This window comes from Sphingomonas sp. R86520 (assembly GCF_042466285.1).
Classification (GTDB): domain Bacteria; phylum Pseudomonadota; class Alphaproteobacteria; order Sphingomonadales; family Sphingomonadaceae; genus Sphingomonas.
The window spans coordinates 2900452-2926889 of sequence record NZ_JAXHBZ010000001.1 but is presented as its reverse complement, the minus strand read 5'-3'; the positions used below and the strand labels follow the sequence as shown (position 1 = coordinate 2926889).

The window sequence follows — 26438 nt, the reverse complement described above, 5'->3', positions numbered from 1 at the left end:
TCCGTCCATTGCCGGTGACGGCCACGCCCGATAGATTGAAAAAATGCCAGTGACCCAAGCCGATATCGACCTCGCGCACCGCCTTGCGGATGCCGCGGGCCACGTCATCCGACCCTATTTCCGTCATGAGCATGGCGTCGAGATCAAGGACGATCAATCGCCGGTTACGCGTGCCGATCGGGAAGCCGAAACCGCGATGCGCCGGCTGCTCGATGCGGAGCGCTCAGGCGATGGGATCGTCGGTGAGGAGTTCGGTGAAAAGGCGGGCGTGACCAACCGGAAATGGGTGCTCGACCCGATCGACGGCACGCGCAGCTTCACCGTAGGGCGCGCGATCTTCGGCACGCTGATCGCGCTGGTCGAAGACGGCTGGCCGGTGCTTGGCATCATCGATCAGCCAGTCCAGCGCGAGCGCTGGGTCGGTGTCGCCGGACGTCCTACGACGTTCAACGGCAATCCCGTCCGCACGCGGACCTGTCGCGAGTTGCCAGGCGCGACGATCGCCACCACGAGCCCGCATCTCTTCGACGATGGCGACGTACCGCATTATCTCGCCCTGGTCGCGGCGATTTCCGGCGGCAATCCGCGCCAGGGTCCCGTCTATGGCGGGGACTGCTACAATTACGGCCTGCTCGCGAGCGGCCATCTCGACGTCGTCTGCGAATCCGGCCTGAAACTCTACGACTTCGCAGCCTTGGTCCCGATCGTCGAAGGCGCAGGCGGCCGCATGTGCGACTGGAACGGCGATCCCCTGACGGCTGCGAGCGAAGGCCATGTCCTCGCGATCGGCGACCCTGCGAGAATGGATGACGTGCTGGAAGCGATGCACCGGCTCCAACCCGATGGCCATGGGCCCCGGGACCACGAGGGCCACGACCACTGACGGCTATTCCCGTACGTTGCTGCGAAAACCGTCTCGACTGCGACGGCGTAGCGGATCCGTTCAGGGTTGGTCCTGGTGTCCGGTGCCCAACCCGGCTGACGATGTACGCTTGCCTTTCGTCCGGCTGGTAAGGTGGAAATGCCGACACCGGTCGCAGCGATAGGCTGCCAGCGGAACGCGCGCGGACCGGGCTACGATCATCGCGTCGGCTTCGGACACGAAGCGCGCCTTCCTGCGGCAGATGCTGAGCCGGGTGCGCTTCACTCCTTGTACTTGATCTCCAGGAACCGGCCGCGCGTCGCCAGATTGTCGAGGTCCGACTGCGCGAGGCGCGCGGTCATCTCGCCGATTTCGTGCTCGATCAGCGACAGGCCGGCGACCAGTTCCGCGTCTGGCGTGCGGCCGTTGCGCGGGGTCGTGCGCAATGACGGGGGCACCTTCTCATAGTCCTTTACGAACGCCGGGAGTTGTTCGCCGACGAGCTTGCGGACTTCGAACGCCTCGGGTGTATTCGCGTCGAGCGTCGCAAGTTGCGGCGTGAGCGTCTCGAGACGCAGGCCGATCCGGTCTACCAGCGTCATCGCCGGCGCGGGGAGGGCGGGGCGCTGTGCCTCCAGCCAGCGTTCGGTCTGCGCAGGCAGCGCACGGATGTCGACCGCGGCGAGCCGCTCCGTCGTCGGAGCACGTTCGGCGGGCCACACCGCGAACAGCACCGTGGCGGCGACCAGCAGCGCCATCACCAGCATCGCACCGCCGATCCCGAGCGGCACGATCCAGCCGATCACCATCGCCGCGATCAGGATCGCGACGTCGGCGACCGCGATCCGGGTCAGCCGCTTGCCGATCGCCTGCGTCTGCCGCGCCCGCCCCCGCGATGGCACGCGCCCGATCACCGTGCCGGTGCGGTCGTCGGAAATGCGCGACCAGGAGGCGCGGGCGCTGGCGATGGCGTCGTCGACTTCGCTCACGAGGGTTACATCGCCTCCAGCTTGAACGGGCTGCCGGACGGTCCGCCGAGTTGGCCCTGCGTCGCGCCTTCAGCACGCGCGATATACCCACGGGATTTGTCGACCTCGTTCGACAGCGCGCCGACCGTGACCTTCATCGAATCGAGCGCCTTGAGCTTGAACACGTCGATCGCGTCCATCGTGTCGTAGATATTTTGGAACGCGCGTTGCAGCGTTTCCAGCGGGATCGTCGCCGACGCCGCCTGTTCATGGATCTGCGCGGTCTGCGATTTGAGCAGCTTGCCGGTCGAATCGATAATGTTCGCGGTCGTCGTGTTGAGCGCGGTGATCTGCTCCAGCACCAGCTTCTGGTTGGTCAGCGCCTGCGCCACCGTCACCGCGGTCCGCAGCGCCGAGACGGTCGTGGTCGACGCGCGATCGACGCCCTTCACCAGCTCGACATTGTTCTTCTTGACCAGATCGAGCGCGAGATAGCCCTGCACGGTCACCGCCATCTGCGTCAGCAGGTCCTGCGTCCGCTGGCGCGTGTAGAACAGCGCGGTCTCGCGGATCGCCTTCGCCTTGGCGGGATCGCTGTGATCGAGATCGTTGGCGACGTCCTCCAGCTTGGCGTCCATCGTCTTCGACAGGTGGATCATCTGCTCGAGCCGGCCCATCGCCGCCCACAGGTTCGCGCGCTCGGTATCGATCGCTGCATTGTCCATCAGCAGCTCGTCCTTGCCCGAGCCAAGGCTCTTCAGGATCTGCGCGATGTGCGTCTGCGACGATTTGTAGCCGTCGAAATAATTGCGCATCTTGCCACCGAACGGGATGATCCCGAACAGCTTCTGCGGCGCGGTCAGGTTGCCCTTCTTGCCGGGATCGAGATCCTCGACGACGCGGCGCAGCTCGGCGAGATCCTTGCCGACGCCGGTCTCCTGATCCATCGCCTTGACCGGGCGATCGAGGAAGCGGTTCGACTGGCCGGCGGCCTCGCGGATTTCCTTCGCGCCCATCGCGGTGATCGCGTCGACGCGCTTGCCGAATTCGGGCGAATTGACGTCCTGCGCGACGAGATCGGTGACGAAGCCCGACACGCGCTCCTCTAGCTGCGACTTCACGCCGGCATCGACGGGCACGAGGCCGGACGCCTTGGCCGCGGCGACGGTCGGCACCGGGTCGGGCGGGGTCAGCACCAGACCCGGCTCTTCCGTCAGCGTGTTCGGGGTCGTCGCCATGCTTGTCTCTCCGTTCGGTGGGGCATCGTGGCTGCAACCCGCCCCGCGTTCAAGTGGCGTATATAGATAATACACTCAGGCTTGCCAACAGTCGCGTGGAACCGGGAGGCGGCATCAGCGGCTATGTCGGGGTAATCCAGGAGACATTGCATGCGCGCCATCGGCTATACCAAGTCGCTCCCCATCGACGACCCTCAGTCGCTCGTGGAGTTCGATCTTCCCAAACCCGAAGCCAGCGGGCGCGATCTGCTCGTCGAGGTGAAGGCGGTATCGGTCAACCCGGTCGACACCAAGATCCGCCAGCGTCGCGAAGATCCGGACGGCAAGCCGCAGGTGCTGGGCTGGGACGCATCGGGCGTCGTCGTTGCGGTCGGCCCGGACGTGACCGGGTTCTCGGTCGGCGACGACGTGTTCTACGCGGGTGCAATCGACCGACCCGGTACCAATTCCGAATATCACCTCGTCGACGAACGCATCGTCGGTCACAAGCCGGCGTCGCTCGACTGGGCGCAGGCGGCGGCGCTGCCGCTGACCTCGGTCACCGCCTGGGAGACGCTGTTCGACCGGCTCGACGTGCGCAAACCCGTCCCTGGTGCGGCGAACGCGATCCTGATCATCGGCGGGGCGGGCGGGGTCGGCTCGATCACGATCCAGCTCGCGCGGCAGCTCACCGACCTGACCGTGATCGCCACCGCGTCGCGCGACGAGACCCGCGGCTGGGTCGAGGACCTCGGCGCGCATCACGTGATCGACCACCGCAAGCCGCTCGCCGCGCAGGTCGAGGCGCTCGGGCTGGGGGCGCCGGGGTTCGTGTTCTCGACAACGCATACCGACGAGCACATCGCCGAGATCGGCGAGCTGCTGGCGCCGCAGGGCCGGCTGGCGCTGATCGACGATCCGAAGACGCTCGACATCGTGCCGCTCAAGCAAAAGTCGATCTCGGTCCACTGGGAGCTGATGTACACGCGCTCGCTGTTCCAGACCGCGGACATGGGCGAGCAGGGCAAGTTGCTCGACGAGGTCGCGCGGCTGGTGGATGCGGGGACGATCCGGACGACGCTGGCGGAGAATTTCGGGCGGATCGACGCGGCGAATTTGCGGCGGGCGCACGAGCGGATCGAGAGCCACACGGCCAAGGGGAAGATCGTGCTGGAGGGGTTCTAAGCTTTCGACGTTCCGAAAATTAATCCTTCAACTCAAGCGCCACCCCGGCGAAGGCCGGGGCCCAATTGGGGGACGTTGCTAACGGATCGCGGCGCTCCTTTATTGCCACCTTTCCAATTGGGCCCCGGCCTTCGCCGGGGTGGACGGTGGGTAGGTGAACCACTCCTTCTTGTTCCCTCGCGAACGCGGGGGCCCAGGAGCCAAGGAGGACACCGCTCGTGACCCTGGACCCCCACCTTCGCGGGGGAACGGCATTGGTTCAGCGGAGGCGTGTCTCACCGCCGAATGAGGCTGGCGCCCCGGCAAACACGCGATACTCTGCACCATGCTTCGCCCGCTGATCCTCGCGCTCGCCCTCCTCCCCGTGGCGGCCACGAATCGCCCCCCGCCAGCCGATCCGCTCACCGCCACGATCCACACCGAAGACGCCGACCGCTTCGCGACCCTCTTCGCCAAAACCAAAGGCAAGCCCACCGCCGCCCAACTGAAACGCGACTATCTCGACAAGGGCAGTTTCGGGATCGGCGTCTTCACCCCCGGGCGGATCGTCGATGCCGACAATCTCGCGCGCGCCATCGCCGCCAGCCCCACCCGCTACGCGCAGGCGATCAAGACCTGCCTCCCCGCCGCAAAGGCCGCCACCGCCGATCTCCGCGCGATCTATCTTGGCCTCCACGGCGCGCTCCCCGACGTGAAGCTCCCGCAGGTCTATATAGTCTTCGGCGCAAACACGTCCGGCGGCACCGCCAAGCCCGGCGCACAGGTGCTCGGCCTCGAAGTGCTGTGCCGCATGTCGCCGACGCCCGACAAACTCCGCCAGACGCTGCGGCATTTCTTCGCGCACGAGACGGTGCATTCCTTCCAGCAGGACGCTGGGATGACGCTCGCCCGCGACCCGCTGCTCACCGCGATCCTGGTCGAGGGCGCCGCCGACTTCATCGCGCAACTCGTCACCGGCGAGGAGCCCGACGCCGCCCGCGCCGCCTGGGCCACGCCGCGCGAGGCGGAACTCTGGCGCCAGATGCAGGCCGATATCACGCTCACCCGCACGCTCACCGACAAGGACGATCCCGAGGAGGGCTCGCCCGAAGCCAAGGCCTATGCACGCTGGGTCGGCAACTACTCCACGCCGCCCGCCGGCTGGCCGCCCGAACTCGGCTATTGGATGGGCCTGCGCATCTGGCAGCGTTATTATGCCGCCGCACCCGACAAGCACGCCGCGCTGAAGGCGATGTTGGCGGTTCACGACCCCCGGAGCATTCTCGCCGCCGGAACTTACAAACGGCGCTGAGGTTCCCTAAATACGGCTGCATCTTCCCGCGGCGCAACAATTACGCTATGGCGCGCGCCAACCAATCCCTCGATCAAGAGATTATATCCATGAGCCTCCGCAACGTGGCGATCATTGCGCACGTCGATCACGGCAAGACGACGCTGGTCGACCAGCTCTTCCGCCAGTCCGGCACCTTCCGCGACAACCAGCGCGTCGAAGAGCGCGCAATGGATTCGAACGACCTCGAAAAAGAGCGTGGCATCACCATTCTCGCCAAGCCGACCTCGGTCGACTGGACCCCTCCCGGCGAGTCCGAGAGCATCCGCATCAACATCGTCGACACGCCCGGCCACGCCGATTTCGGCGGCGAAGTCGAGCGCATCCTGTCGATGGTCGACGGCGTCGTCCTGCTGGTCGATTCGTCGGAAGGCGCGATGCCGCAGACCAAGTTCGTCACCGGCAAGGCGCTGGCGCTCGGCCTGAAGCCGATCGTCGTCGTCAACAAGGTCGATCGTAACGACGCGCGCATCCAGGAAGTGCTCGACGAAGTGTTCGACCTGTTCGTGTCGCTCGACGCGAACGACGACCAGCTCGACTTTCCCGTGCTCTACGCATCGGGTCGCAACGGCTATGCCTCGACCGACATGGACGCGCGCGAAGGCACGCTGATCCCGATGTTCGAGACGATCGTGAAGCACGTGCCGCCTCCGGCAGTGGAAGTCGCCGGCGTGCCGTTCACCTTCCTCGTCACGCTGCTCGACCGCGATCCGTTCCTCGGCCGCGTCCTCACAGGTCGCGTCAATTCGGGTACCGTGAAGACCAACCAGGCGATCCACGCGCTCGATAACGATGGCAAGATCATCGAGACCGGTCGTGCTTCGAAGATCATGTCGTTCCGTGGTCTCGAGCGGGTTCCCGTCGACGAAGCGAAGGCCGGCGACATCATCTCGCTGGCAGGTCTCTCGGTCGCCACGGTTGCCGACACGATCGCCGACATCACGGTGACCGAGCCGCTGCACGCGCAGCCGATCGATCCCCCCACGCTGTCGATGCGTTTTGCCGTGAACGATTCGCCGATGGCGGGTCGCGAGGGCAGCAAGGTGACGAGCCGCATGATCCGCGAGCGCCTGTTCCGCGAAGCCGAGTCGAACGTCGCCGTGAAGGTGACCGAGGCGGCCGACAAGGACAGCTTCGAAGTCGCCGGCCGCGGCGAGCTTCAGCTGGGCGTCCTGATCGAGACGATGCGACGCGAAGGCTTCGAGCTCGGCATCTCGCGTCCGCGCGTACTGTTCGGCGAGGACGAGAACGGCAAGAAGACCGAGCCGTACGAGACCGTCATCATCGACGTCGACGAGGAGCATTCGGGCACTGTCGTCGAGAAGATGAACACGCGTAAGGCCGAACTGACCGACATGCGTCCGTCGACCGGCGGCAAGACCCGCATCACCTTCTCGGCGCCGTCGCGCGGGATGATCGGCTATCATGGCGAATTCCTGTCCGACACGCGCGGCACGGGGATCATGAACCGGCTGTTCGAGAAGTATGGTCCGCACAAGGGCGCGATCGAGGGCCGCAAGAACGGCGTGCTGATCTCGAACGGTTCGGGCGAGGCGAACAACTACGCACTGGGCCCGCTCGAAGAGCGCGGCATCCTGTTCGTGGGCCACGGCGAGGCTCTCTATGAGGGCATGATCGTCGGCGAGAACGCCAAGCCGGACGATCTCGAGGTCAACCCGATGAAGACCAAGGCGCTGACCAACTTCCGCGCCTCGGGCGGCAAGGACGACCAGGTCCGCCTGTCCCCGCCGAAGCGCGCGACGCTGGAGCAGGCGATCGCGTACATCGATGACGACGAGATGGTCGAAGTCACGCCAAAGTCGATCCGCCTGCGCAAGCGCTTCCTGGATGCGAACGAGCGCAAGCGCGCTAGCCGGGCTAAGCAGAGCGCCTGAGGCCAGCGAAGGCGAAGCCGGCTGAGCCCTCAGGCGCTCGGCCGGCCTCGCTCAGGCGAGGTCCGACGACGCGGCTTCGCCGCGGCGCGCTGGGCAAGAAATGAAGAAGGGCCGGGGGGAAACCTCCGGCCCTTTTTGTTTTGCGAGAAAGCCCGAAGGCTGCATCCACGTCGGCGGCAACGCCAGTGGTCAGGACCAACCGATGCACCTCCCTGGCGAAGGCCGAGGCCCAGGTGGAAAGGTCGGAGTAACGCAGCGCTGCGCTTCGTTACCGACGTCCCCCAATTGGACCCCGGCCTTCGCCGGGGAGGCGCCTATATTTAGGATATGAAGGCATCCACAAAACCCTCTCCCACCGGGAGAGGAAGAGACGCCGAAGGCGGCGAAGGTGAGGGCACGGTGCGCTATCGGACGTTAGACTCCGCCCTCAAGCAGCAGTAATCCGCCCGCCTCGCTGCAACATCTCCCCGCTCGTCACGATAACCCGATCGCCAAGCTTGACCTGCTCGAAGATCAGCTTCGCAAACGGCGTAGGCACCCCGACGCAGCCGTGCGTCGCGTACTTCCCATCCATCAGCGCGCTGCCATGGATCGAAACGCCGTCATTGGTCAGCCGCATCATGTACGGCATCGGCGCGCCGTACAGGTTCGACACATGGTGCGCGTCCTTCTGCGTGATCTTGAACACGCCGAGCGGAGTCGGCTTCTCGTCCGCGCCATAGATCACCGCCGCCGTCCCGATCTCGTACCCGCTGCGAAAGATCGACAAGGTCTGCGCCACCAGGTCGACGGTAATCACGATCGGGCCTTCGGGCACGCCCTTCGTATCCCAGTAATACGCGCCATGCCGCAAAGGCTCGGGAACGTTCAGCACGCGCTTCACGACATACGCGTCGGCTGGTTCCTGGGCAGCGACGGCAACGGCCTTCGGCACTACCTTCGCAATCGGCGCAGCGACGTGAGCCTTGGCCACCCGCGCCGGCGGTTCGGCCGCGCGCACCTTCACCGGCGACCCGGACAGAGCCAGTCCACCGATCAGCACCGCGCTTCCGCCGAGCACGGCAAAGGCGATCGTTCGCGTCGTCATCATCCTGCGCATCGCGGCACCCTATCCGATATTCGTAAACAATGCCCAGCAGTGCCGCGCCGACCGTGTCCCCGCACGGGACCGTCTCCGCCAGCTATACCGTGGGTTAACAAGCCGTTCCGAACCGGTTCAGGCCGAATCGCCTAAATCCTGAAACACGGTCGGACACTTATGCGTTTGTCCCAAGCGGACCGGGCGTAACTAGTAATGGAGTTCGGAAGATGAACGGATTTTTGAAGAAGGCAGGTCTCGGCGTAGCCCTGGCGGCAACGGCGTTGACGGCGGCGGCACCTGCCGACGCACAGCGTTGGGGGCGTGGCGGCTATGGACGCGGCTACGGCGGCTATCATCGTGGCGGTAACGCAGCCGGTGCGGCCGTGCTCGGCGGCATCCTCGGCCTCGGCGTCGGCGCAGCGATTGCCAGCAGCAACAACCGCAACCGCGGCTATTATGACGACGGCTATTACCGTGGCCCCCCGCCGCGCGCCTATTACAACGCGCCGGTCCGCACCTACTACCGTGAGGATTACCGTCCGCGGTGCTGGAACGAATGGCGGGTCGATCCCTATTATGGCGACCGGGTATCGGTGCAGGTCTGCAGCTGATCCGATTTCGCGATCGCACGGAGGCGTCGGGAGCAATCCCGGCGCCTCTTTTGCGTCAGGTGCCTTTTTTGTGGCGTGGGGCAGGCGCTTGCCGCTAGACGCGCGACCATGACCGACACGCCCAACACCCCCGAGACCGAAGCCGCCGTCACCCCGGCCGCAACCGGCGACACGCCCCCCGATCGCCTCTCTATCAACCAGCGCAGCCCGTTCTTCCAGCAGGAGTTGCTGGAGCGCGGCATCGGCATCCGCTTCAAGGACGCCGTTCGCCACGACGTCGAGGAATATTGCATTTCGGAAGGCTGGATCCGAGTCGCGCTCGGCAAGAAGGTCGATCGTGCCGGAAACCCGCTGACGCTGAAGCTGGTCGGCCCGGTCGAGGCTTGGTTCGAGCGTCCCGCGGCGGACGCGGACACCGACGAGGGCTGAGCCGATCCTGGCTCGTTCGAAGCTTATTCCCTAAACTAGGGGAAGCCTGTTTCCCCGCGAAGGCGGGGATCCAGACTGGGCTCCCGCCTTCGCGGGAGAACATGGAAGCGCGGACCATCGCTGCAATACAGCAGCAACCCAAAGTCCGTCACCCCAGCGAAAGCTGGGGTATGCCGCTTGGCGGACTGCGCGGCCCGAACGGGGATATCCCAGCTTTCGCTGGGATGACGACCGCGGCAGGGCGGCCGCGGCGGCTTAAGCCTCCACGCCCTCCAGTGCCTCGCTAGCCTCAAGCCACTTCGCCTCGCTGGCCTCGAGCTTCGCATGCACTTCCGCGCGACGCTTGCTTAGATCCCCCATCGACATCCGCGAGAAGCGCGGCTCCGCCGTCGCCGGATCGACCATCGCGCGGTCCAGAGCATTGCGCTCCTTGGTGAACTTCGCGGTCTGCTCCTCGATCTCGCGCAAAGCCTTGCGCAGCGCCGCGTCGTTGCTCTTCGCCTCGGCCGCAGCCTTCTTCCCGGCCTTCTTGTCGGCCTTGGACGCCGCATCGCCCTTGCCGCCATCGCCCTTCAGGACGAACGCGATGTAGTCGTCGAGGCTGCCGTCGAATTCCTTCGCGGTGCCGTCGTCGACCAGCACCAGCCGATCCGCGGTCAGCTCGAGCATGTGCCGGTCATGGCTGACCAGCACCACCGCGCCGGTATACGCGTTGAGCGCCTGCACGAGCGCCTCGCGCGCATCGACGTCCAGATGGTTGGTAGGCTCATCGAGGATCAGCAGATGCGGCGCATCGCGCGTGATCAGCGCCAGCGCCAGACGCGCACGCTCCCCACCCGACAGCTTGCCGACCCTGGTCGTCGCCTTGTCGCCGGAAAAGCCGAATCGCCCCAGCTGCGCGCGGACGGCAGCCGGAGCCGCACCCTTCATCAGGTGCGACATATGCTCGATCGGCGAGTCGGTCGGATCGAGTTCCTCGACCTGATACTGGGTGAAATACCCGACCTTCATCTTGCCCGATGACGACATCTCGCCGTCCATCGGGGTCAGCTGCGCCGCCAGCAGCCGCGCGAGCGTGGTCTTGCCGTTGCCGTTGCGCCCGAGCAGCGCGACCCGGTCGTCGGGATCGAGCCGCATGTTGAGCCGCTTCAGGATCGGCACGTCGGCATAGCCCACCGTCGCCATGTCGAGCGTGATCAGAGGCGGACGCAGCTCGGTCGGGTTGGGGAAGCCGAACGACAGCGTCGGATCGTTATAGCTCTCGGCGATCGGCTGCATCTTCGACAGCATCTTCTGCCGCGACTGCGCCTGCTTCGCGGTCGACGCGCGAGCCGAATTCTTGGCGATATATTCCTGCAGCTTTTCGCGCTGCACCGCCTGGTTGGCACGCGCCGCCTCGATCTGTGCGAGGCGCTCGGCACGCTGCCGCTCGAACGCGTCGTAGCCGCCGGGATACAGCGTGATCTTGCCGCCCTGCAGATGCAGAATGTGATCGACCACGTTGTTGAGGAAATCGCGCTCGTGGCTGACCACCACGATCGTCGCCTTGTAGCCCTTGAGGAAGTCCTCGAGCCACATCACCGCTTCGAGATCGAGATGGTTCGAAGGCTCGTCGAGCAGCAGCAGGTCCGGCTGCGAGAACAGCAGTGCGGCCAGCGCGACGCGCATCTTCCAGCCACCCGAAAAGCTGTCGAGCGTGCGCGCCTGCATGTCCTCGTCGAATCCGAGCCCGAGCAGGATCTGCGCGGCGCGTGCGGGCGCGGTATAGGCGTCGATCGCGATCAGCCGCTCGTACACGTCGCCGAGCCGGTCGGGATCTTCGCTCGTCTCACTCTCGATCATCAGCGCGGCGCGCTCCAGATCGGCTTCGAGCACGGTCTCGAACGGCGTCTTCACGCCGTGCGGGGCCTCCTGCGCGAGGTAGCCGATGCGGGCGCCCCTGGGCATGTCGGCGGAACCGTCGTCAGGCTCGAGCTGGCCTGCAATCACGCGCACCATCGTCGACTTGCCCGCACCGTTGCGCCCGATAAGCCCGACGCGCGAGCCCGGCGGCAACGCGGCGGTGGCGCCATCGAGGATAACGCGTCCGCCCAGGCGCACCGTGATATTGTTCAGGTTCAGCATGGGCGTCCCGTTAGCAGATGCAGCATGGTTTTGCGAGGGGAGGGTATCGATGGCGATCGAGCAGTGAGCTATCGATCGAACCTGAGCAGTTCCCCCGCGGAGGCGGGGGGCCAGGATCACAAACGCCACCGCCCGAGACTCTGGACTCCCGCCTCCGCGGGGGAACGAGAAGGGGCATATCGAGGCCCATGACCACTCCGCATGGCCACCACCCCGGCGGGGGCCGGGGCCCAGTTGGAAAAGTCGTTGTAACGAAGCGCCGTCCGCAGTTGGCAACGTCCCCTAACTGGGCCCCGGCCTTCGCCGGGGTGGTGCGGGTATTGGAATAGGGAGCCTCTAAAACTCCCTCCCCTTCACGGGAGGGCTGGGGTGGGGCGTATCCGCGAACGTGTCGCTAGGGGCAGTGCCCCACCCCGACCCTCCCCTGAAGGGGAGGGAGCCATCAGGTTTCGTCGGAAACGATCGCGTCGGCGCTTTCACCGCCAAGCAGCGTAGCAGCCCGCCCACCGACGTGAACCCGCACCCCGGAAACCAACCGTGTCGGGACAACCGCAGCGCCCGCCATCGTCGAGCCGGAGCGCGGCACCCCCCGGTGCACCGTCACCCCGTGCAACGCCTCCACCGGCTCCGCACCCGGGTCGGCAACGACGTCTTGGTTACCATAATGCACCGAGACCCCGGCAACCTGCGTCACGACCGGCGCCACGCTACTCACGCCGGCAAAGGCAGAACCTCGAACCCCAGGCTCGACCCCCGCATAAGCCTGCCGAAACGTCAGCGCCCGCTCCAGCGCGCCCTGCCAGCGATAGAACACATGCGCGCCGACCGTCGTGATCCGCGCAAGGCTCGACGCCCACCACGGCAGGATGCTGGTCGTATGGAACGACGTTGCGGCTCCGACCGGCGCGTAAACGCTCCCGCCGAGCGCCGCCGCCGCAACCGCACGCGCGCGGTCCCAGGCGCCAACCTCGCGCGGCCGGTTCATCGAGCCGTCGCAGGTGAAGCTGAACTGGCATCCGGTCCGCCGCTCGGCCCCCTGATACACGACCCCACAAACGCTGTTCGGAAACGCCCGATCGCGCACCCGGTTCAAGACCACCTGGGCCACCGCCCGCTGTCCATCCTGCGACTGCGAGCGCGCCTCGTAATACACCGCCGCGGTCAGGCAATCGGCCGCACGGCTCGCGTCATCGGCCGATTTCGAGGTCAGAAAGGGCGGAGCGACGAACGGTGCCGCAGCCGTAAACGGCGCTTCAGGCGTAGCGGTCGCAACTTTAGCGGAGATATCGTCCGGCACATGCAGCGCCATCCGGCTCAGCAGCGCCCGCGAATTACGCTCGGGCTGGACTCGCGCGATCGCCGCAGGATGGTCCGCCGGCACGCACGACGTCGCCAGCACCAGAGCAGGCAGGCCGATCAGCGCGTGTGGATAAAGGGCGAGGCCCGACGTCTTCATCCGCCCGCTTTAGGGGGCAGGATTTATGGACTGGTTAACGAGGAGCGCTACCGAGGAAGCGCAACCCCGTCATCCCGACGAAAGTCGGGACCTCGATCGGCAGGGAGCCAGTTACCGCGAGATCCCAGCTTTCGCCGGGATGACGGCATCAACTCAGTGAACGAACCGCGCGACGACATCGCGATACGACCGCGAAACCTTCACGCTGGCCCCGGAATTCAGCACCAGGAAGCATTCACCGTTCGTGTGCGGCTTAACCTGCTTCACCAGATCCAGGTTCACGATCGTCGACCGATGCACCCGCTGGAACCGCCTCGGGTCGAGTCGCTTCTCCAGATCCTTCATCGTCTCGCGCAGGATCAGCGTATTATCGCCGGTGTAGATGCACATGTAATCGCCGGCCGCATCGATTCGCTCGATCGTGTCGACGTCGACGCGGAAGATCTGGCCGCGATCCTTGATGTTGATGAGCTTCTCGAACCGGTTCGCGGATACCGCGTCGCCGTCCGGCATGTCGGCCGCCGCATCCGGCGCGACATCGGCGAGCACTTCGCGCAACCGGTCGACCTCCTCGACGCCGCGCTTTTCGGACAGACGCTGCCGAACCCGCTCGATCGTATCGGCAAGTCGCGACTCCTCGACCGGCTTCATCAGGTAATCGACTGCCTGCGCCTCGAACGCGCGCAACGCGTGATCCGAATACGCGGTGACGAACACGAACAACGGCGGTTCGACCTCCATCAGGCCCTGCACGACGGAGAACCCGTCGAACCCCGGCATCTGGATATCGAGGAAGACGAGGTCGGGCTTGTGCGTCTTGATCGCGCGGATGGCCTCGCGGCCGTTCGAGCATTTTTCGATGATCTCGACGTCTTCATGGGCCTGGAGTCGGAGTTCCAGCCCCTGGATCGCCAGCGGCTCGTCGTCGACGAGAATGGTACGGATGGTCATGCGGCCTCTCTGTTCACGTCTTCAAGCTGGTAGGGAATCTCGATCTCGACCGAGAATCCGCCAGCAGGCGTGGAGCGCGTTTCGAAACGGTGGTCAGGGCCATATGCCTGAACCAACCTGTCTCTAATATTAGCGAGCCCCACGCCGGTTGAAAGGCTTGAACCGATCCGTCCCTCGATCAAGCCCGGTCCGGTGTCGGATACGGCGATCTGCACCCGTTCCCCGGCGAGGCGCACTTCCACACAGATTTCCGCGCCCTCTTCCTGCGGCGTGACGGCATATTTTATTGCGTTCTCGACCAGCGGCTGGAGCAGCAGCGACGGCAAACGGGCGCGTTCGGCGCGCGGATCGATGTCGAACTTCGGCCGCATCCGGTCCTCGAACCGCATCTTCTCGATCTCCAGATACAGCTTCAGCTGATCCACTTCCTGCGCGACGGTGACGTGCGCGGTCGGCTCGTTTGCCAACGTATAGCGCAGGAACGACGACAGCCGGCTGAGCATCGCGTTCGCGCGCTCGGTCTGCTTCAACAGCACCAGCGTCGAAATCGAGTTCAGCGTGTTGAACAGGAAATGCGGATTGAGCTGATAGCGCAGCATCGCCAGCTGCGCCGATGACGCCTGGTTCTCGAGATGCTCCATCTGGTCGATCTGCTGTTCGACGATCAGGTAGAAATTGATCCCGAAATACAGCGCCGACCAACCGAACAGCACCGTGAAAGTGACGTAGACCGAGCCCAAAAGCCGCGTGAGCGTCACGCCCGGCGTCGCAGTCGCGATGAACGAGAAGGTGAACGCGTCGAGCACCGCATACAGGAACGTCGCAGCGGCCAGCGTCGCGATCGTCAGGAACATCCCGACCAGCCGGTTCATCCGCCGATACTGGCCGTACATCGTCGAGAGCAGCAGCGTGATGCAGTAGCCGACGATCGCCTCGACGATCACCGGGATCACCCCGTCGAGCGACAGCCCGTTCGAGATCGACACCACCCCGCGCAGCAACAGGTAACCGCTCCACCCGACCGCCTGGAGAATCCAGAATGCGCGCGCCTTGTTCTCGAAGAACGGCCGCGCGTGGAAGGGCAGGCGCCGGGCTGGGTTCTGGGCGGAGTAGCCGGGGGAGGGGGCGGAAGGGGTAGCCATCGGGCCGCGGTCTTACACGCGGTGGCGGGTGCACGCAAAAGCCACGCGAATTTCGCGTGTTGGCCGCAAGCCGCGCAACAAAAAGGCCGCCGCTCCCCGTAGGGAACGGCGGCCCATCGACCGATCAGGTCGCGCGTCGCTTAGAAGGTGAAGCGTGCGCCGACGCGGATCGCATAAAGCGAACCCGTGACGTTCGTCACCTTGTCGTTCGGCTGCGTGAATCCCGAGTACCGATACTGCACGCAGGGCTGGGTCGAGGTGGTGTTCTGCACGCCCGTACCCGGGGCCGCCCCGGTCGGGGTCGCTACGGCCAGGCACTGCACCTGCACGACGGCAGCGTTGTACGCGAAGTTGTACTGCTTGAGCGCACCCCAATCGCTGTCGATCAGATTGAGCAGGTTGTTGACGTCGGCAAACACCGAAACGCGCGAGCCACCGATAAAGGTCGGCAGTTCCTGCTCGAGGTGGAGATCGATACGCGTAAACGACTGGCTGCGTGCGATGTTCTTCGCCGCGATCCGGCCGCGATACTTGTTGAGCGACGAGCTGTTGATGAACGCGTCGAATGCCGTCGCGGTCGCGGCGGTGTCATAGGATACGATCGGATCGTTCATGCCGGTCGGCACGTAGGGCAACAGAAACGCACTGTTCAGGATCGTGCCACTGACCGGCGATCTGTTGGTCGTGTTGTTCTGCATGACGTAGCTGTACGCACGTCCTGCGCGAGTCTCGCCGAACAGCTGGAGCTTGGTCTTGTAGTCGCCGAAGAAGGCGTGGTCGTAGCCGAGCGTATATTTGAACTGCCACTTGATCTGGTCGCTCGACGTGCCGAGTGCTGGCATGTTCGGGTCGGAGAAGAACTGGTTCTGATAGTTCGAATTGATCGTCGACGACGTCGCGGGCGATACGTCGCGGACGTCCTGCATCGAGTAGCTGCCACCCAGCTGCAAGCCCCAGTCGAAGCGCTTGTCGAAACGGACGACGCCGATATGGGTGCGGCCCTTGCCGGTGTTGGTAGACAGGATGTCATAGTTGTTGTCGGCGAAACCGGCCAACGAGCTGTAGCGCGGACGACCATCCGGCAGCGTGCCGATAACCACCGATCGCGCGTCGGTGAAGATCACCTGGTTCTTGGCGGCCGAGAAATAATAGTCGGCGCCGAACTGGATGCCGAATAGATCGTAATCCACCGACAGCGTGGCCTTGTACGACGACGGCAGCTTGAAGTTTGGATCGAGCGCGCCGGTATTGGTCAGCGCGTTGGTCGCTCCGCCGCGGACATAGTCAGCGACTGCCTGTGGTATCTGGCCGGTCACGCCGTTGAGCGCCGCAGTGCAGATCGCGGTCGGCACGTTGCCCGTGCAGGTAGCGCCGGTAGCCTGCGCCGGCAGTGCTGCAGACGCGGCGCGGGTGAAGGTCACGGAGTTGGTCAGGACGGTGTTGGAAAAGCTGTTCGACAGATAGATGTCGGGCGAACCGCCACCGAAGATGCCGGCACCGCCGCGCAGCGTCACGCGCGACACCGGCTTCCAGTTGAAGCTTGCGCGCGGCTGGAAGATTTCCAGGCCCTTATAGGTCTTGGTGTTGCGGAACCCTTCACGGGCCAGGAACGCGGGGTTGGCGACGGGCGCGCCGCGCATGCCGTACAGGTCCCAGCGGAAGCCGTAGCTGAACTGCAGCGCGCTGCTGACCTGCCAGTCGTCCTGCATGCCGAACGTCCACTGATCGTAATGGAAGTCAGACGCAGCACCGTTCTGCGCTGTGCTGATCGGCACGGCGACGGTCAGCTGATCGGCGCGACGGGCCTGATAATCGGCCAGCGAGTCGAAATAGTAATTGCCGAGGCTGTTTGGCACGAAGTTGTTGAACGTGCTGTTCTGGTTGAACTCCACGAGCATCTTGAACTCGTGATCATTCAATCGCAGCCGGCTCAGGAACGAGCCGCCATAGGTGCTGGTGTTGAGTTCGTTGGTCTGCCGGTTGTTATCCGGGCCGAACGCCACGATCGCCGATCCGGTGGTGACCGTCGGGCTCGTCGCGCCGGTCGTGCAGGCCGTCAGGCTGCCCGCGGTGGCGGTGTCCGTGCAGACGCGGAACTGCGCAAAGCCGCGGCCGAGCAGTGGTTCTTGCCCACGCTTGTACGTCTTGTAGATGCCACGCGCTTCGGTCGAGAAATTGTCGGTCCAGTCGGAGTTCAACTGGACGATGCCGGCACGCAGCAACTCGGTCAGCGTATAGGCGTTCGATTCCAGTCCGTAGGACGGGCTGGTGCCGGTGCTCGTGTTGTTCTGGCTGTCGAGCGAGTCGTAAGCGTTGATGTAGGAAACCGACAGACGCTGGCCATTCGTGATGTTCCAGTCGAGCCGGCCGACGATCTTTTCGTCCTTGCGGTTGTTGATCGTCAGGACGCCGCCCGGATCGTAATTGTAGGTCGAGTTGGCGGTGCCGATGACGCTGGTGATCTGAGCGGCGGTGAGGCCCGGAACCTGGCTGACCTGAGTCGCGAACGGGCGAGGATCGGTGTTGCGTTCGGCCGAAACCATGAAGAACAGCGTGTCCTTCACCAGAGGGCCGCGCAGCGTGGCGCCGTAGGTTTCGGACTTGAAGTTGGGGACGACGAACTTCGTCCCGTCGCTCTTGTCGCCCTGCAACTCGTCGGTGTTCAGCGAGTAGAAGCCGGTGCCGTGGAACTCGTTGTTGCCGGACAGGAGCACGGTGTCGATTGCCCCGCCCTGGTAATTGCCCTGGCGGAAATCATAATTGGCGGCCGCCACCGATACCTGGGCGAGCGCGTCGAAGGGGACGGGGCCACGCCCGGTCGGGCTGGAATCCTGGTTCAGCCCGAAATTGTCGCCGACCTGCACGCCGTTGATGGTGAAGCGGTTGAACCGCGGATTCACGCCGGCGATCGAGACCGCGCCGCCGCGTTCACCCGCGTTCGACAGATCGAGCGTTGCGAACGGATCGCGGCGGACGATGTCGCGCACGTCGCGGTTGACCGAAGCGACCTTCTGGATGTCGGCCTGGGTCAGCACCGTCTGCGGGCCGTTCGAGCGGATGCCGGCGCCGCGGATCGACGACGCGGTGACGACGATTTCCTCGCCTGCGGTAGCAGCGGTTTCGGTCGTCGCGCCGAGATCGACAGGCAGGGTATAAGCCTGTTGCACGACGGTGAAGATGTCGGTGACGGTCTTGTTACCGAGCGGGCTGGTGACCACGACGGTGAAGGGACCGCCGGGGCGCAGACCGGCCAGCGAATAGCCGCCGCCGGCGTCCGTGCTGGTTTCAGCGCGCGTACCCGACGCGACGTCGGTCGCAACCACGGTTGCGCCGGCGACCGGCGTACCGGCGTTGGTCACCGTGCCGCGGATCTGCGACGTCGTTTCCTGTGCGGATGCCGCGATTGGTGCGACCAGCGCGACGACTGCCGCACCTAGGAACAGGTTTTTCCGCATCGATAATTACCCCTTTTGAGCTTGCTGCTCTGGATTCCGCCGCTTCATGTCGCGTTAATCCGGCCCTGCACGGTGAATATTTCGGATATGTGACAATGGCGAGTCGGGAATTGTCACAGACACAATCGGTGATGTTGCGTTGCAAAAAAGCCACGCAATTGAACCGTTTCAAGGCTGCTGGAACCAACCCCGGCAGCGATCGTGAGCCGGCCTAGCTGGCGGCGACGATGTCCGCCCATTCGGCTTCGGTGATGACCCGTATGCCGAGGTCGGTCGCCTTCTTCAGCTTCGAGCCCGCGCCGGGGCCGGCGATGACCAGGCCGGTCTTGGTCGATACCGATGCCGCCACGCGGGCGCCGAGCGCTTCCGCCTGTGCCTTGGCTTCGTCGCGGCTCAGCGTCTCCAGGCTGCCGGTGAAGACCAGGATCTGGCCGGTCACGGGCGATTCCCGAGTCTCGTGGATCACGTCCGCCGGCTTCACTTCGCGCAGCAGGTCGAACACCACGCGGCGGTTGTGCGGCTCGGCGCAGAAGCCGACCAGCGCGCTGGCGACTTCCGGGCCGATGCCTGCAGTCTCGATCGCGCCGACCAGCAGCTTGTCGCGGCGGAGCACGAATTTCCGCTCGGGTTCGCCGATCACCGGCTCGATCCGGCCGCGCAGGAACACGGCGTGACGCAGCACGGACCCAAGCGCCTGCGCTGACACATAGCGTCGCGCAAGGTCACGGGCGGTAATCTCGCCGACATGGCGGATGCCGAGCGAAAACAGGAACCGGTCGAGTGGTATCGTCCGCTTGGTCTCGATCGCGGCGATCACCTTTGCCGCCCAGACACGTCCGTCCTTCTTGCGTGCCGCCAGTTGCTCTTCGGTCAGGCGGAAGATGTCGGCGGGCGATTCGATCAGTCCGTCGCGGAAGAACGCCTCGATCAGCGTCTGGCCGAGACCGCCGATATCGAACGCGTGGCGCGACGCGAAGTGGATCAGCCGTTCGACCCGCTGCGCCGGACAGATCAGCCCGCCGGTGCAGCGATAGACGACTTCGCCTTCCTCGCGCTCGGCGGCAGATCCGCATTCGGGGCAGAGATGCGGGAAGACATAGGCCTCGCGCTCGGCGTCGGGCGTCAGGTTCTCGACGATCTGCGGGATCACGTCGCCAGCGCGCTGAACGAGCACGCGGTCGCCCGGCCGAACGCCGAGCCGTTCGATCTCGTCGGCATTGTGCAGCGTCGCATTGGTCACGACGACACCGCCGACCGTTACGGGCGACAGCCGCGCCACGGGAGTCATCGCGCCCGTCCGGCCGACCTGGATGTCGATTCGCTCGAGCAAAGTCTGCGCGCGCTCGGCGGGAAATTTGTGCGCGATCGCCCAGCGTGGTGCCTTCGCGACCTGACCGAGCCGTGCCTGCCAGTCGAGCCGGTCGACCTTGTAGACGACGCCGTCGATGTCGAACGGCAGGTCGGCTCGCTCGGCTTCGATGCTGCGGTAGACGTCGAGCGCGGCGGCTGTTCCCTCGACTCGCGCGAACCCCTCCGCGATCGGAAAGCCCCAGCCGCGCAGGGTGTCGACGACCTCCGCCTGCGTTTCGCCCGGCACGACGCTCGCCTCGCCCCAGCCATGCGCGAGGAACCTGAGCGTCCGGCTCGCGGTGACGCTCGCGTCCTTCTGGCGCAGCGATCCGGCGGCGGCGTTGCGCGGATTGGCGAATTGCCGCGCGTCCTTGCCGGTTTCTTCCGCCTCCGCGAGCAGGCGGGCGTTGAGCCCGGCGAAATCGTCCTTCGCCATATACACCTCGCCGCGCACCTCGAAGATCGCGGGGATCGCACCCTTACGGGGGAACAAGGTCTGCGGGATATCGCTGATGGTTCTCACATTGGCTGTGACGTCCTCGCCGACCTGCCCGTCGCCGCGCGTCAACGCCTGCACCAAGCGGCCCTCTTCGTACCGGAGCGAGCACGAGAGCCCGTCGATCTTCGGCTCTGCCGTCAACGCCACCGGCTCGTCGTCCGCCAGCTTCAGGAACCGGCGCACCCGCGCCACGAACTCCTCGACCTCCTCGTCCGCGAACGCATTGTCGAGGCTCATCATCGCCTTGGCATGCGCGACCTTCGCCAGGTGCCCGGCGGGTGCCGCGCCGACCGTCCGGCTCGGCGAATCGCCCCGAACCGCCGCCGGAAACGCCGCTTCGATCGCCGCATTGCGCCGCACCAGCGCGTCATAGTCCGCGTCGCTGATCTCAGGCGCATCGTCAGTGTGATAGCGTGCATTATGGTACGCGATCTGCGCCGCGAGCGCCTCCAGTTCGGCGGCGGCATCGGTCTCGGTCGCGGGAAGGTCGAACAACATCGTGCCGGGTTAGGGGAGGGGGCCGCCTTTCGACAAGAGCCCGCATGAATCCGGTGAACATTCCGCGAAGTTACGCTTTGAACTCTCAGGACAATTTCCCGGAGACGCGATCATGACCGACGACACGAGCCGCCGAGACCTTTTCAAGGGGGCCGCCGTCGCAGGCCTCGCCGCTGCCGCCGCACCGGCTTTTGCGCAGGGCGCTGCGCCACTCGCCGATCCAAAGACCAAATACCCGTCGCAACCCTTCGCCGAGCAGCGCCAGAAATGGCCAGCACTCCAGCGCGACATGCACCCCGTCCCCGATTGCGGCGAGGCCAGCTATCGCGGCTCGGGGCGTCTCGCCGGCCGCAAGGCGCTCGTGACCGGCGGCGATTCGGGGATCGGTCGCGCCGCGGTGATCGCCTTTTCCCGCGAGGGCGCCGACGTCGCGATCAATTACTTCCCGACGGAAGAACCCGACGCGCAGGACGTCGCCAAGCTGCTCCGCGCGGAAGGGCGCAAGGTCGTCCTGATACCCGGCGACCTGACCGAGGCGAAATTCTGCAACGACCTGATCGCGCGCGCCAATCGCGAGCTCGGCGGGATCGACATCCTCGTCAACAATGCGGCGTACCAGCAGTCGAAGGAATCGATCGCCGAGATCAGCTTCGAGCAGTTCGACCGGACGATGAAGACCAACGTCTACGCGATGTTCCACCTGTGCAAGGCGGCGATTCCGCTGATGAAGCCCGGCGCGGCGATCATCAACACCGCGTCGGTCAACTCGGTCAGTCCAGAAAAGGAATTGCTCGACTATGCCTCGACCAAGGGCGCGATCCTGATCTTCACCAAGGCGCTCGCCAAGCAGCTCGCCAAGCAGGGCATCCGCGTCAACGCGGTCGGACCGGGCCCGATCTGGACGCCGCTGCAGGTCGCTGGCGGGCAATTGCCGGGCAAGATGGGTGAATTCGGCCAGGATACGCCACTTGGCCGCGCCGGCCAGCCGGCCGAACTGGCGGGTCTCTACGTCGCGTTGGCGGATCCGGGCGACAGCTATACCACCGGCAGCTTCTTCGGCGCGAACGGCGGCACCGGCGCGTCCTGATTTGCGCCCTTCACCCGTGAGGACGGGGCCGAATTGGCAAAGTCGTTGCAACGCGGTACCGGGTTTACCAGCAACTGCTGCCCAATTGGGCCCCGGCCTTTGTCGGGGCAGGACGGGAAGGGACGCGATGAACGCCGGGCTCGCTATCATGCTCCTCGCCCTCTCCGCGGTCCCCGCCACCGCCCAGCAGGCGCATGTTTCCCCCGCGCCGGCTCCAGCCATCGGCTACGACTGGAACGATGATTCCTCGGCCGACGACCGGGTCCAGCAATCGCTCTGGCCACGCTCCGACGCCAGCGCGGCCGGGCTGGACGACATGATTCATACCGAACAGACGCCCGTCCGCGCGGCAATCCACGAAGATGGCGCGTTCGGTAGCCGGGCGCTCCACGGCCTGCGGAAAGTCGGCGGCGATTATATCGTCGTGCCGGTGCTGAAGATTCATCTGGGACACCCGCGGCAGGCGACGCCCTGAGATCAGCCTTTCGCGGCACCGTTCTCCCGCGAACGCGGGAGTCCAGGGTCACGGAGGCCGTGGGTGGTATCCTGGGCCCCCGCTTTCGCGGGGGAACGATAGTGGTTATTTGGCTTTAACCTGAGCGCGTTAAGCCCGCTCCAGCAACCGCTCCGCCTGGGCACGCGCCTCGTCCGTGATCGACGCGCCGGACAGCATCCGCGCGATCTCCTCGCGTCGTTCGTCCTCGCTCAAAGCCCGCACGCCCGTCCGCGTGACCGTGCCGTCGCTGCTCTTGGCGATCAGCAGGTGCTTGGCACCACGCGCCGCTACCTGCGGGCTGTGCGTCACCACCAGCAACTGCGTGCTCTGCGCCAGCCGCGCGAGTCGTTCGCCGATCGCGCTTGCCACGGCGCCGCCGACACCGCGGTCGATCTCGTCGAATACCATGGTCGACGCGCCACCTTCCTCCGCCAGCGCCACCTTCAGCGCGAGGATGAAGCGCGACAATTCGCCGCCCGACGCGATCTTGGTCAGCGCCGCGAACGGCGCGCCGGGATTGGTCGAGATCTCGAACTCGACGCGGTCCTTGCCCGCCACCGACCAGCCCTCTTCACCCAGCGGCGCAACGACAGTCTGGAACCGCGCCGCATCCAGCTTCAACGGTGCGAGTTCGCCCGCCACCGCGACGTCGAGCCGCTTGGCGGCCGCCAGACGTCGCTTCGTCAGCGCGTCCGATGCCGTATCATAGGCCTTGCGCGCCGCCGCCACGCGCGCCTCGATCACCGCGATCCCGCCTTCGCCCGCATCCAGCCGCTCCAGCCGCGCGCGCATCTCGTCCGCCAGCGCGGCCAGGTCGTCCGGCTGAACGCGGTGTTTGCGCGCCATCGCCCGAAGCTCGAACAACCGTGCCTCGTCATCCTCCAATGCGCGGGGATCATACGCCATGTCGGCGCGCGCATCGCGCAAGCTCTCCTCCGCCACCGACGCCTCGATCACCGCGCGATCGACCGCCGCCAGCGCGTTGCCCAGCGCAACATGATCTTCGGCGATCCGCTCGAGCACGCGCGCGGCCTGGCGCAGCTTCGCCATTCCGCCGTCCTTGCCCTCCAGGAAATCGTCGATCGCCGCCAGGTCGTCGGCGATCTTCTCCGCGCGCTGCATCGATCGCCGGGTATCCGCCAGCGTCTCTTCCTCACCGGCAACGGGCGCCAGCCCAGTGAGTTCGGCGACCGTATGCTCAAGCCACTCGCGATCACGCGCCGCCGTTTCGATGTCGGCGCGGGCGGCTGCCAGTTCGGCCTCGGCCGTACGAAACGCTGCATAGGCCTTGCCCGTAGCGCCGGGCTCGGTCCGCCCGAAGATGTCCAGCAATGCCCGATGTCCGCGCGCATTCAGCAACCCGCGCTCGTCATGCTGGCCGTGGATCTCGACCAGATGCGGCGCCATCTCGCGTAGCAGGCCGGCCGACGCAGGCTGGTCATTGACGAATCCGCGACTGCCGCCATCCGCCTTGACGATCCGCCGCACGATCAGCGGCTCGCCACGTTCGATCTCCAGCCCGTTCTCGTCGAATAACAACGCAAGCGGCGAATCGGGGGTAGGGGCATCGAACGTCGCGGTCACTACCGCCTGCGCGGCACCGTGTCGCACCAGCCCGCTATCGCCGCGCCCTCCCAGCGCCAGCCCCAGCGCATCGAGCAGGATCGACTTGCCCGCGCCGGTCTCGCCGGTGAGCACGCCGAGCCCTTCGCCGAATCCCAGATCCAGCGCCTCGATCAGCACCACGTCGCGAATGGAAAGCTCGGTCAGCATAGTATGTCCGCCATAGACGAACGACCACGCAAAGCGATCCCCCTATGTTCCCGCTGCGTGGATCAGCTTCCGGTATTCGAAGGCTGGCCGGCCGAACGTGGTGCGGTCGGCGTCCGCAAGGTTGGGCCAGTCGGCGTCGAGCCAGGCTCGTCGAGCTCGACCTGCACGGAGGGCGTACCCTTGGTACCCACGGGCACGACCTGCTCGCCGGGCTTCATCGGCGGCACCGCCGGCACCTGGTTCTTCTTCAGCAGGTCGTACGCATGCTGATACCAGTCGGTACCCGGATAGTTGCGCCCGAGCACCGCGCCGGCCTTTTCAGCCTCGACGGGAACGCCAAGCGCCAGATACGTCTCGGTCAGCCGCATCAGCGCCTCGGGCGTGTGCGTCGTCTGCTGGAACTTGTCGATCACGGTGCGGAACCGGCCGTTCGCTGCGAGCCATTGGCCGCGCGTCTCGTAGAACCGCCCGATTTCCATCTCCTTGCCGGCGAGATGGTCGTTGACCAGATCGATCTTCAGCCGCGCGTCCGATGCATAGCGCGTGTTCGGATAGCGGCGCATCAGCTCGCCCAGCGAATCGAGCGCCTGCCGCGTGATTTTCTGGTCGCGCGTGACGTCGGTGATCTGCTCGTAATAGCCGAGCGCGATCAGGTAATAGGCGTAGGGCGCGTCGCGGTTACCCGGATGCACCGCCAGGAAGCGCTGCGCCGAGCTGATCGACGCGGTGTAGTCCTTGGCGAGGTAATAGCTGAACGCCGACATGATCTGCGCACGGCGCGCCCAGATCGAATAGGGATGCTGGCGCTCGACCTCGTCGAACAGCTGCGCCGCTTCCTTGTAGCGCGCCTGATCGAGGCGCCGCTTGGCGGTCGAGTACAGCGTGCCCACGTCGCGCGCGACGTACGGAAGGTCGCCCTTGGCGGTGCGGCCACCCGCACAACCGGCCATGGGGAGCGCAAGCGCGGCGATGAGCGTGACCGCGAGGGCACGCGGCATGCTCGGAAGAGACTGGGGGATACGCATCGGCGTTGTCCTTAGCGTAAGCGGATAGCCGCGAACAATCCTTTTCGCCGGGCTGGTCTTGGCTCTTCCCGTGGCCCGGATCAGACGGCAATAGTCGTGCGTTGGCGCTCCGTACTGTCCCCCGGACTCTGCCGCGCCATTCAGTCGAGGATCATGTCATGCCCGCCACATTGTTGCACACCCATCGCGTCGAAAAGCCCTGGGGTCGCGACACGCTCTGGCCCGGTTTCGAGGACCCGGCCGCCGGTTCGCCGCCGATCGGCGAAGTCTGGTTCCAGGAGCCCGGCGACACCACGCCGGACTTGCTGATCAAATATCTGTTCACATCGCAGAAGCTGTCGGTGCAGGTCCATCCCGATGACGACCAGGCGCATGCTCGCGGCCTGCCGCGCGGCAAGGACGAGTGCTGGACGATTCTCGCGGCCGAAGCCGACTCGACGATCGCGGTGGGCACGAAGGCGCCCATCTCGAAGGACGACCTCCGCCAGTCGGCGCTCGACGGCACGATCGAGGACAAGCTGGACTGGAAGCCGGTCAAGCCGGGCGACTTCATGTATTGCGCCTCCGACACGATTCACGCGATCGGCGGCGGGTTGACGGTGATCGAGGTCCAGCAGAATTCCGAGACCACGTACCGCCTCTACGATTACGGCAGCGACCGCGAACTGCACCTGAAGGACGGCATCGATGTCGCCGATCCGACTCCGTACGTCCCCGTCGCGCCACCGGTCGAGATCGAGACCGGCCGCACGATCATGGTCGAAGGCCCCAAGTTCGTGCTGGAACGCTGGAAAGGCGGCGACCACGTCGTCAACCTCCCCGAGGGCACGACCGGCTGGGTGATCCCGATCGCCGGCTCGGGAGAAGTGGCCGGCGTCGCGTTCAAGGCAGGCGAATGCGCGACCATGACGGGGAGCGAGACGGTCTCGACCAGCGCGGATGCGGATTTGTTGTTCGCGTATCCGCTGGCGAAGCGAATCTGAGCACGCGGCGCTTCAACGTTC

General features: G+C 65.6%; 20 protein-coding genes. 9 read left to right on the top strand and 11 right to left on the bottom strand.

Features of this window, described 5'->3' with window-relative positions; all coding sequences use genetic code 11:
* Positions 1–43 precede the first annotated feature (43 nt).
* A complete protein-coding gene (locus SJY41_RS13275; RefSeq protein ID WP_380782417.1) occupies positions 44–883 on the top strand; it encodes an inositol monophosphatase family protein in 840 nt (279 codons plus the stop codon).
* 260 nt (positions 884–1143) lie between these two features.
* Here the strand turns inward: SJY41_RS13275 and SJY41_RS13270 are convergent, their stop codons facing one another.
* A complete protein-coding gene (locus SJY41_RS13270; protein ID WP_380782415.1) occupies positions 1144–1851 on the bottom strand; it encodes a hypothetical protein in 708 nt (235 codons plus the stop codon).
* Positions 1852–1856: 5 nt separating this feature from the next.
* A complete protein-coding gene (locus SJY41_RS13265) occupies positions 1857–3068 on the bottom strand; it encodes a toxic anion resistance protein (RefSeq protein ID WP_380782413.1) in 1212 nt (403 codons plus the stop codon).
* A gap of 150 nt (positions 3069–3218) precedes the next feature.
* On the opposite strand from SJY41_RS13265, the gene SJY41_RS13260 reads away from it, so the two are divergent.
* From SJY41_RS13260 to typA, 3 genes are all read left to right on the top strand, one after another.
* Positions 3219–4232, top strand: a complete 1014-nt coding sequence (locus SJY41_RS13260) for a zinc-binding alcohol dehydrogenase family protein (protein WP_380782412.1) — start codon at positions 3219–3221, stop codon at positions 4230–4232.
* A gap of 325 nt (positions 4233–4557) precedes the next feature.
* Positions 4558–5523, top strand: coding sequence for a DUF2268 domain-containing putative Zn-dependent protease (locus tag SJY41_RS13255; protein WP_380782410.1), 966 nt, complete (start codon positions 4558–4560; stop codon positions 5521–5523).
* 89 nt (positions 5524–5612) lie between these two features.
* On the top strand, positions 5613–7457 hold the full coding sequence (gene typA, locus SJY41_RS13250) for a translational GTPase TypA (RefSeq protein ID WP_056051990.1): 1845 nt from the start codon (positions 5613–5615) through the stop codon (positions 7455–7457).
* A gap of 427 nt (positions 7458–7884) precedes the next feature.
* On the opposite strand, the gene SJY41_RS13245 is transcribed toward typA, so the two are convergent.
* On the bottom strand, positions 7885–8556 hold the full coding sequence (locus SJY41_RS13245) for a L,D-transpeptidase family protein (protein ID WP_380782408.1): 672 nt from the start codon (positions 8554–8556) through the stop codon (positions 7885–7887).
* Between the two features lie 209 nt (positions 8557–8765).
* Here SJY41_RS13245 and SJY41_RS13240 point away from each other — a divergent pair, with 209 nt between their 5' ends.
* The gene (locus tag SJY41_RS13240) at positions 8766–9149 is read left to right on the top strand and encodes a hypothetical protein (RefSeq protein ID WP_380782406.1); all 384 of its coding nucleotides are present in this window, start codon (positions 8766–8768) and stop codon (positions 9147–9149) included.
* A gap of 108 nt (positions 9150–9257) precedes the next feature.
* Positions 9258–9578 carry a DUF3297 family protein gene (locus SJY41_RS13235; protein WP_380782404.1) on the top strand — a complete coding sequence of 107 codons (321 nt, stop codon included), beginning with the start codon at positions 9258–9260 and terminating at the stop codon, positions 9576–9578.
* A gap of 255 nt (positions 9579–9833) precedes the next feature.
* On the opposite strand, the gene SJY41_RS13230 is transcribed toward SJY41_RS13235, so the two are convergent.
* The 6 genes from SJY41_RS13230 to ligA all read right to left on the bottom strand — a co-directional run bounded on the left by SJY41_RS13230 (position 9834) and on the right by ligA (position 21053).
* Positions 9834–11702, bottom strand: coding sequence for an ABC-F family ATP-binding cassette domain-containing protein (locus tag SJY41_RS13230; RefSeq protein WP_380782402.1), 1869 nt, complete (start codon positions 11700–11702; stop codon positions 9834–9836).
* 442 nt (positions 11703–12144) lie between these two features.
* Positions 12145–13158, bottom strand: a complete 1014-nt coding sequence (locus SJY41_RS13225; RefSeq protein ID WP_380782400.1) for a cell wall hydrolase — start codon at positions 13156–13158, stop codon at positions 12145–12147.
* A 153-nt stretch (positions 13159–13311) separates the two neighbouring features.
* Positions 13312–14109: a LytTR family DNA-binding domain-containing protein gene (locus SJY41_RS13220; protein WP_031393111.1), complete on the bottom strand. Its 798-nt coding sequence runs from the start codon at positions 14107–14109 to the stop codon at positions 13312–13314.
* Complete coding sequence (locus SJY41_RS13215) at positions 14106–15251, bottom strand: sensor histidine kinase (RefSeq protein ID WP_380782397.1); 1146 nt, start codon at positions 15249–15251, stop codon at positions 14106–14108. Before SJY41_RS13215 ends, SJY41_RS13220 begins: the two co-directional genes overlap by 4 nt.
* A 140-nt stretch (positions 15252–15391) precedes the next feature.
* Positions 15392–18706, bottom strand: coding sequence for a carboxypeptidase regulatory-like domain-containing protein (locus SJY41_RS13210; RefSeq protein WP_380782396.1), 3315 nt, complete (start codon positions 18704–18706; stop codon positions 15392–15394).
* A gap of 211 nt (positions 18707–18917) precedes the next feature.
* Positions 18918–21053: an NAD-dependent DNA ligase LigA gene (gene ligA / locus SJY41_RS13205; protein ID WP_380782394.1), complete on the bottom strand. Its 2136-nt coding sequence runs from the start codon at positions 21051–21053 to the stop codon at positions 18918–18920.
* 112 nt (positions 21054–21165) lie between these two features.
* On the opposite strand from ligA, the gene SJY41_RS13200 reads away from it, so the two are divergent.
* Both SJY41_RS13200 and SJY41_RS13195 read left to right on the top strand, forming a co-directional pair.
* Positions 21166–22140: an SDR family oxidoreductase gene (locus tag SJY41_RS13200; RefSeq protein ID WP_380782392.1), complete on the top strand. Its 975-nt coding sequence runs from the start codon at positions 21166–21168 to the stop codon at positions 22138–22140.
* Positions 22141–22267: 127 nt separating this feature from the next.
* Positions 22268–22615, top strand: a complete 348-nt coding sequence (locus tag SJY41_RS13195) for a hypothetical protein (protein WP_380782391.1) — start codon at positions 22268–22270, stop codon at positions 22613–22615.
* A gap of 129 nt (positions 22616–22744) precedes the next feature.
* Here the strand turns inward: SJY41_RS13195 and recN are convergent, their stop codons facing one another.
* The gene (gene recN / locus SJY41_RS13190; RefSeq protein WP_380782389.1) at positions 22745–24409 is read right to left on the bottom strand and encodes a DNA repair protein RecN; all 1665 of its coding nucleotides are present in this window, start codon (positions 24407–24409) and stop codon (positions 22745–22747) included.
* Between the two features lie 62 nt (positions 24410–24471).
* Positions 24472–25434, bottom strand: coding sequence for an outer membrane protein assembly factor BamD (locus tag SJY41_RS13185; protein ID WP_380782387.1), 963 nt, complete (start codon positions 25432–25434; stop codon positions 24472–24474).
* A 158-nt stretch (positions 25435–25592) separates the two neighbouring features.
* Here SJY41_RS13185 and SJY41_RS13180 point away from each other — a divergent pair, with 158 nt between their 5' ends.
* Positions 25593–26417, top strand: a complete 825-nt coding sequence (locus SJY41_RS13180; RefSeq protein ID WP_380782385.1) for a class I mannose-6-phosphate isomerase — start codon at positions 25593–25595, stop codon at positions 26415–26417.
* The last annotated feature ends 21 nt before the right edge of the window (positions 26418–26438 follow it).

Excerpts from the sequence above, each read along its gene's own strand:
- SJY41_RS13195 (WP_380782391.1), top strand. The coding sequence starts at position 22,268 with ATGAACGCCGGGCTCGCTATCATGCTCCTCGCCCTCTCCGCGGTCCCC.
- SJY41_RS13220 (WP_031393111.1), bottom strand. The coding sequence starts at position 14,109 with ATGACCATCCGTACCATTCTCGTCGACGACGAGCCGCTGGCGATCCAG.
- SJY41_RS13225 (WP_380782400.1), bottom strand. The coding sequence starts at position 13,158 with ATGAAGACGTCGGGCCTCGCCCTTTATCCACACGCGCTGATCGGCCTG.
- SJY41_RS13210 (WP_380782396.1), bottom strand. The coding sequence starts at position 18,706 with ATGCGGAAAAACCTGTTCCTAGGTGCGGCAGTCGTCGCGCTGGTCGCA.
- SJY41_RS13240 (WP_380782406.1), top strand. The coding sequence starts at position 8,766 with ATGAACGGATTTTTGAAGAAGGCAGGTCTCGGCGTAGCCCTGGCGGCA.
- SJY41_RS13200 (WP_380782392.1), top strand. The coding sequence starts at position 21,166 with ATGACCGACGACACGAGCCGCCGAGACCTTTTCAAGGGGGCCGCCGTC.
- SJY41_RS13215 (WP_380782397.1), bottom strand. The coding sequence starts at position 15,251 with ATGGCTACCCCTTCCGCCCCCTCCCCCGGCTACTCCGCCCAGAACCCA.
- SJY41_RS13255 (WP_380782410.1), top strand. The coding sequence starts at position 4,558 with ATGCTTCGCCCGCTGATCCTCGCGCTCGCCCTCCTCCCCGTGGCGGCC.
- SJY41_RS13260 (WP_380782412.1), top strand. The coding sequence starts at position 3,219 with ATGCGCGCCATCGGCTATACCAAGTCGCTCCCCATCGACGACCCTCAG.
- SJY41_RS13235 (WP_380782404.1), top strand. The coding sequence starts at position 9,258 with ATGACCGACACGCCCAACACCCCCGAGACCGAAGCCGCCGTCACCCCG.
- SJY41_RS13185 (WP_380782387.1), bottom strand. The coding sequence starts at position 25,434 with ATGCGTATCCCCCAGTCTCTTCCGAGCATGCCGCGTGCCCTCGCGGTC.
- SJY41_RS13180 (WP_380782385.1), top strand. The coding sequence starts at position 25,593 with ATGCCCGCCACATTGTTGCACACCCATCGCGTCGAAAAGCCCTGGGGT.
- SJY41_RS13245 (WP_380782408.1), bottom strand. The coding sequence starts at position 8,556 with ATGCGCAGGATGATGACGACGCGAACGATCGCCTTTGCCGTGCTCGGC.
- ligA (WP_380782394.1), bottom strand. The coding sequence starts at position 21,053 with ATGTTGTTCGACCTTCCCGCGACCGAGACCGATGCCGCCGCCGAACTG.
- typA (WP_056051990.1), top strand. The coding sequence starts at position 5,613 with ATGAGCCTCCGCAACGTGGCGATCATTGCGCACGTCGATCACGGCAAG.
- recN (WP_380782389.1), bottom strand. The coding sequence starts at position 24,409 with ATGCTGACCGAGCTTTCCATTCGCGACGTGGTGCTGATCGAGGCGCTG.
- SJY41_RS13230 (WP_380782402.1), bottom strand. The coding sequence starts at position 11,702 with ATGCTGAACCTGAACAATATCACGGTGCGCCTGGGCGGACGCGTTATC.
- SJY41_RS13275 (WP_380782417.1), top strand. The coding sequence starts at position 44 with ATGCCAGTGACCCAAGCCGATATCGACCTCGCGCACCGCCTTGCGGAT.
- SJY41_RS13265 (WP_380782413.1), bottom strand. The coding sequence starts at position 3,068 with ATGGCGACGACCCCGAACACGCTGACGGAAGAGCCGGGTCTGGTGCTG.